Source organism: Bathymodiolus platifrons methanotrophic gill symbiont, from assembly GCF_002189065.1.
Lineage (GTDB): Bacteria > Pseudomonadota > Gammaproteobacteria > Methylococcales > Methylomonadaceae > Methyloprofundus.
In genome coordinates this window covers 1-4,746 of record NZ_BDMN01000430.1, presented here as the reverse complement: position 1 = coordinate 4,746, position 4,746 = coordinate 1, and the positions used below count along the sequence as shown (strand labels likewise).

Annotated in this window: 6 protein-coding genes and 1 pseudogene; 5 read left to right on the top strand and 2 right to left on the bottom strand. The window is 38.2% G+C overall.

Going from position 1 to position 4,746, the window contains the following annotated elements; genetic code table 11:
- Positions 1-272: 272 nt before the first annotated feature.
- Complete coding sequence (locus CDZ78_RS18820; RefSeq protein ID WP_087871346.1) at positions 273-527, bottom strand: hypothetical protein; 255 nt, start codon at positions 525-527, stop codon at positions 273-275.
- A 450-nt stretch (positions 528-977) separates the two neighbouring features.
- Between CDZ78_RS18820 and CDZ78_RS24435 the strand changes: the two are divergent.
- The 4 genes and pseudogenes from CDZ78_RS24435 to CDZ78_RS18805 form a co-directional block, all read left to right on the top strand.
- Positions 978-1,097: pseudogene (locus tag CDZ78_RS24435) on the top strand (SEC-C metal-binding domain-containing protein); the annotation flags it as partial.
- Positions 1,082-1,255, top strand: coding sequence for a hypothetical protein (locus tag CDZ78_RS22395; RefSeq protein ID WP_167374407.1), 174 nt, complete (start codon positions 1,082-1,084; stop codon positions 1,253-1,255). The pseudogene CDZ78_RS24435 and the gene CDZ78_RS22395, both read left to right, overlap by 16 nt.
- 90 nt (positions 1,256-1,345) lie before the next feature.
- A complete protein-coding gene (locus tag CDZ78_RS18810) occupies positions 1,346-1,603 on the top strand; it encodes a DUF1488 family protein (RefSeq protein ID WP_087871345.1) in 258 nt (85 codons plus the stop codon).
- 179 nt (positions 1,604-1,782) lie between these two features.
- Positions 1,783-2,346 (top strand): hypothetical protein, encoded by a 564-nt coding sequence (locus tag CDZ78_RS18805; protein ID WP_087871344.1) that lies wholly within the window; start codon positions 1,783-1,785, stop codon positions 2,344-2,346.
- Between the two features lie 479 nt (positions 2,347-2,825).
- Here the strand turns inward: CDZ78_RS18805 and CDZ78_RS18800 are convergent, their stop codons facing one another.
- The gene (locus tag CDZ78_RS18800) at positions 2,826-3,083 is read right to left on the bottom strand and encodes a hypothetical protein (protein WP_087871343.1); all 258 of its coding nucleotides are present in this window, start codon (positions 3,081-3,083) and stop codon (positions 2,826-2,828) included.
- A 316-nt stretch (positions 3,084-3,399) separates the two neighbouring features.
- Here CDZ78_RS18800 and CDZ78_RS18795 point away from each other — a divergent pair, with 316 nt between their 5' ends.
- Positions 3,400-4,188 carry a DUF5765 domain-containing protein gene (locus CDZ78_RS18795; protein ID WP_140414216.1) on the top strand — a complete coding sequence of 263 codons (789 nt, stop codon included), beginning with the start codon at positions 3,400-3,402 and terminating at the stop codon, positions 4,186-4,188.
- Positions 4,189-4,746 lie beyond the last annotated feature (558 nt).

Sequence of the window (4,746 nt, the reverse complement as noted above, 5' to 3'; positions counted from 1 at the left end):
TTTGTAATTTCATAAACCTTTTGGATTACAGTAATTTGAGCGCGGAATAAATATCTTTAGTTACTTTGTTATTTAAGCGAATGCCATTGGGTGTTGTGGTGCCGGACGTTTGACGCGAATCTATTGGCCGGTATCACAACAGTTCTCTACCAATCTGCTTACTTCAACATACAGGCGCCTGCTGAGTAAAGTTTCTGCTTTAACTTTATGCGAATTCTCCCGAATGTATCAATATTGTAACCACTTAAACCCACTCAATAAGAATGACACAATCACTCCCCTTCAGGGAATATGAGTTCATTTATTGAATTTTTATGGATGAGAATTTTGAAGATTGTAAAGTCAAAATAACCAATATGATGAATCGCGATTTTCTGGTAAAAAAATCTCAGTATGGTGCCGCTAGATTGCCAGTAGAATTTTGCTTCGGATAGCTTTTGGAGGGCCTCAGGTAAGTGTTTTAGTAGTGCGGTTTTTACATTTTGTGGCAGGGTTAATTGATCTGGCCAGGTTTTAATGATTTGCATTGGGTTAACTTCTTATATGAGCTCGGGATTGAGCTTTTTCATATAAGATGGTGGGATATGCGCAGGCATAAAAAAGCCCGACACTAGGCCGGGCTTGTTTTTTCAGGCCAGCGGTATATTTTGTTATACCGATAATGCGTAATAGGTAGCCTGAATTTCTTTAAGAATACTAATCATAAAAAATCAACGATTTTCGTATAACATGTTAAAAAGCATATTGTACAGTTAGAAGTGTGAGCATTAATCTATACTATTGTAAATGGATACTTGTTGGTCTATGCTATAGGAAAATGAGTAAGTTACTTGTTAGGCATTGTTAACCATGGCATCAGATATTCGATCTCAATCACAAGCTGAAATAGATCAAGAGATTAGAGCTCTTACCGCCAAATATACAAATGTGGAATGGCCGTTCGAAACTAGAGAAATTCTCTCAGATTGCATAGCTAGCCTAGTTGGACTTGCTTCCAGCTGCCAGATGTCTTTACCCATCAAAAAGAGAAAGTTGGACGTAATGATCCTTGTCCGTGTGGCAGTGGTAAGAAATACAGAAAGTGCTGTTTGCATTAATTATGCCGGCAACAGACAGCCCGGTTAAAGTACACCAGTTCAAAAAACTGGATGCAGCGTTGACAGCGTGTGACTTTTACAATTACAAAGCTGGCTCTCGCCACTACATTCTCAATGAAGAAGGCAAAGAGTACTATGAAGATTTCTGGATTGACTGAGTAGAAACATACAAATCTATCTTTAGGAGCTATACAAATGAAAATAAAGAAATCGATAACACTTCAGCAGTATCTATTGGAGGAGAGACTATGATTTCATTTCCTAAACTTGAGAGTTGGAACGCCACAACTAAAATAGCTACGATAGCAGCAATGGTTGATAAGCAACGGATACTTTGCAGAGTTCCTTTGAAAATTATGCACGATAAATATGGGGCGACTGATGAAAAACCCATGTATTGTGTTAATCGACATAGAGAGGCTATCCAGGAAGCAGCGAGAATCCTGATTGAAAATAATGAATATGAAAAGGACGGTTCAGTTCTTATCAGTTTAGCTAACCTTTAAATAAAAAATAATACTAAATTCTGGCTTCATTCATATAATGGAGTTAAGCGTTGATTTTTAATGTTACGCTAACTCTTTACACAGGTTTCATAGACTAAATAAGGTTATGGTCACTGACCAATTAATGATGCTGGGGGGGGTACAGCTTCTTTTTCAAACTAACCGTCAAAAGGTAAATAATGACATCAAATATAAACTCTGAATTAATTCAGTTTACATCAAGGCCGAACTGGTTTAAGTATCGAGGTAAAACAATGATCTTTATTGGCAGTTTAATAGCTGTCTTAAGCTTGGTTTCCCCCGATGTATATATTATGGGTGAGAGTGCATCCTGGATTCCTGTTATTAGTATTGTGGTATTGATAGTAGGTATTTTTCGCTGTATTGATGCTTTGGCAGCCGATACCGCGCAAGGTTTTCTATATAATATGCAAGGCGGCGTATTCGATATTGTGGTCGGATTTTTGGTGGTTTTCAGTACTGATGGTGAAGCTAATAATCTAAACCTTCTGATTGTTGGATATATGCTTACTCAAGGCATTTATCGAAATATTCTATTATCCGTTGCAAAAATTCCCAACCCATTATCGAATAGAATAACGGGGATAATTTCAATTATACTGGGCATAATGATCTGGATTGATTGGCCCGCGTCCATGTGGTTCATAGCATTTTCGCTTAGCGTAGATATCAGTTTCCGAGGTTGGGCTTTGGTAGTTTTATCATCCTCGATAAACAAATAACCCGTGCTTGAAAATTAATTCTGGTTACAAACCACATGCTTTGTTCAATGAAGATGATTTTATTGGCTGTATTTAGGGTAATGCGATCTACTCGACCCTGTGAATTATTCACCTGGCCTTATTCATAGCCAGTTTTAATTGAAATGCTCAATAAATATAATTACTTCTGCAAAGTTGTCAGTAATAAACCATGAGATAGTAGCAAATAACAAATAAATTAACATTTTCATGACGGTAACCTCGATTTAATAGTGCTTTATTTGATAATAATTATAGTTGTTCGCGGATAACTGTATTGTGACGGGCTTCCCAGTTACTGATATAACTTAGCTGGAATTAAGTTTTTAATGCGTACTATGTGAACAATCTCACATCTTTACGTCTCATAGCTTCTGAAATATGCACGACATCGCTCCAATGTAATTTTAATGTGGACTTGCCTGACACTGATGGATAGGTTCCAGTTTTGATTATTTTCATTATAACTCCTGGGTTGGTGGTATTAAGTAGCAAGTGCCCTCGCCTGCATCTGAAGTGATGACTAGCGATATGGTGTAGTTATCAATCAATGGGGCGGTGTGCTCGATATTTTCAGGTGGTGCTGAAATTACTAGTATGGTGCCGCTAGATTGCCAGTAGGATTTTGCTTCGGATAGCTTTTGGAGGGCCTCAGGTAAGTGTTTAGTAGTGCTACTTTGACATTTTTTGGCAGGGTTAATTGATCTGGGAAATTGCATTTGGCTTCTCCTATATGAGCTCGGGATTGAGCTTTTCATATAAGATGGTTGGATGTGCGTGGGCATAAAAAAGCCCGTCCGCTGAGGGTCAGGCTTTGGTGGATGTGATTGCGGTATATGGCTGAAAAGCTCTTTAAGCAGTACCCTCACAACGGTCGCTTGGCGACCAAGAGCGGACCAAAATCAGTTTGGATTATGCTTTCGTTTTATGATAAGTTCGGTACTGCATTATCAAAATTCACATTATTTATACAAAAAATAATAAAAATAATTTAGGAAAACAATCATGTGTTGGAGTGGCGAGGCATCTACAGTAATGGCTTTAATTGGAATAACAGGGGCCTGCTTAGAGGCAAGAAAAAGTTTTACATACCCTTCTGAATTAGGAGGGGGATCAGAGTGGCAAGAAGAAGGACTTTCGGGCAAGCACAATTTACGCGCATCAACTTTAGCGTACTTTTCTTTAATGGAGTTACTACAGGCATTTAACTATATGACACTTGGCACATTTGATCCTGACAATGCTTTATACGCATTGTTAGGATATATTCATATCAGTTTTCAACCTCTTTTTATCACCTGGTTTTGCCTCTCATTTTTACCTAGGCAACGCCGTATGTATTGGATGGCATTTGCGACTATTCTATCTGGCGCAGTGTCTTTCTTGTTTTTAAGTGGATTAATTATTAACCCTTCTTTACCTGGTTGTTTTGCGGTTCCCTGTGAGCCACTGACAGATATCAAACTACTGATGCAAAACAGTCAAATGGCAAGTTGTTCATCGACAGCATTTGTGTCTAGCATGGGCGATTGGCATATTGCATGGCAATGGGCATCCAATGATTGCCATTTCATTCGAAATAGTTATTTCGTCATAGCATTTTTTCTACCTATTATTTATGGTTCTTATAGAGTGATGCTATATTCATTAATATTCGGCCCACTTCTATCTCTAATGCTAACTAACAATCCACATGAATTGGCAGCTATTTGGTGTTTATTATCTATAGGTTTTTTAAGTGGTGTAAAAATTCCATGGATTGAAAAACTTCTAACTATTAAGCATACAAGTTGGAAAGAATGCTTTTCTTCATTAAAAGGTTAGGTTTTTTAGGGCTTTAACAAGAATCAATCATTTACACGATCGGTTATCGTTGGGACGAAACAATTTTAACTGATCGCTGTTCTGGGTCGTAAGGGGCATTTCAGTGACACCAGATTCTCCATGCCAATTTAGCAGGTGCAAAAAAACTGATAGTATTTGTGGATTACCTGCGAATGACAGCTATGGTCGTCAAAAGGCATTCATAAATATTGACATTGTTGCATACAAGGCCCCTGTCCCTCTCCGGTCACTTTCACACAATTCCCCGGAAAAACACAACAACAAACCCCCAGTTAATCAGTCCTGCACCGGTGTTTTAAGGATTAAAAATCCTCGTGTCGACGGTTCGATTCCGCCCCTGCACCATGCTAAAGCCAGATAAATAAAGGTCTTAGAAGATTTCTTCTACGACCTTTTTTTTGCTCAAAATCACAGTATAGTAAATTTGTCTCAGATTTTGCATTGTTCACATACTCCCGTAAGTGCTCTCCTGATAAATGAGCATAACGTGTTACCGGCGGAGCATTTCCGCATACAATTGGCGAATACTATTTCTAA

What these genes read in the sequence shown, in the direction of transcription:
- CDZ78_RS18805 (WP_087871344.1), top strand. Translation starts at nt 1,783, where the DNA reads ATGACATCAAATATAAACTCTGAATTAATTCAGTTTACATCAAGGCCG.
- CDZ78_RS18795 (WP_140414216.1), top strand. Translation starts at nt 3,400, where the DNA reads ATGGCTTTAATTGGAATAACAGGGGCCTGCTTAGAGGCAAGAAAAAGT.
- CDZ78_RS18800 (WP_087871343.1), bottom strand. Translation starts at nt 3,083, where the DNA reads ATGCAATTTCCCAGATCAATTAACCCTGCCAAAAAATGTCAAAGTAGC.
- CDZ78_RS18820 (WP_087871346.1), bottom strand. Translation starts at nt 527, where the DNA reads ATGCAAATCATTAAAACCTGGCCAGATCAATTAACCCTGCCACAAAAT.
- CDZ78_RS18810 (WP_087871345.1), top strand. Translation starts at nt 1,346, where the DNA reads ATGATTTCATTTCCTAAACTTGAGAGTTGGAACGCCACAACTAAAATA.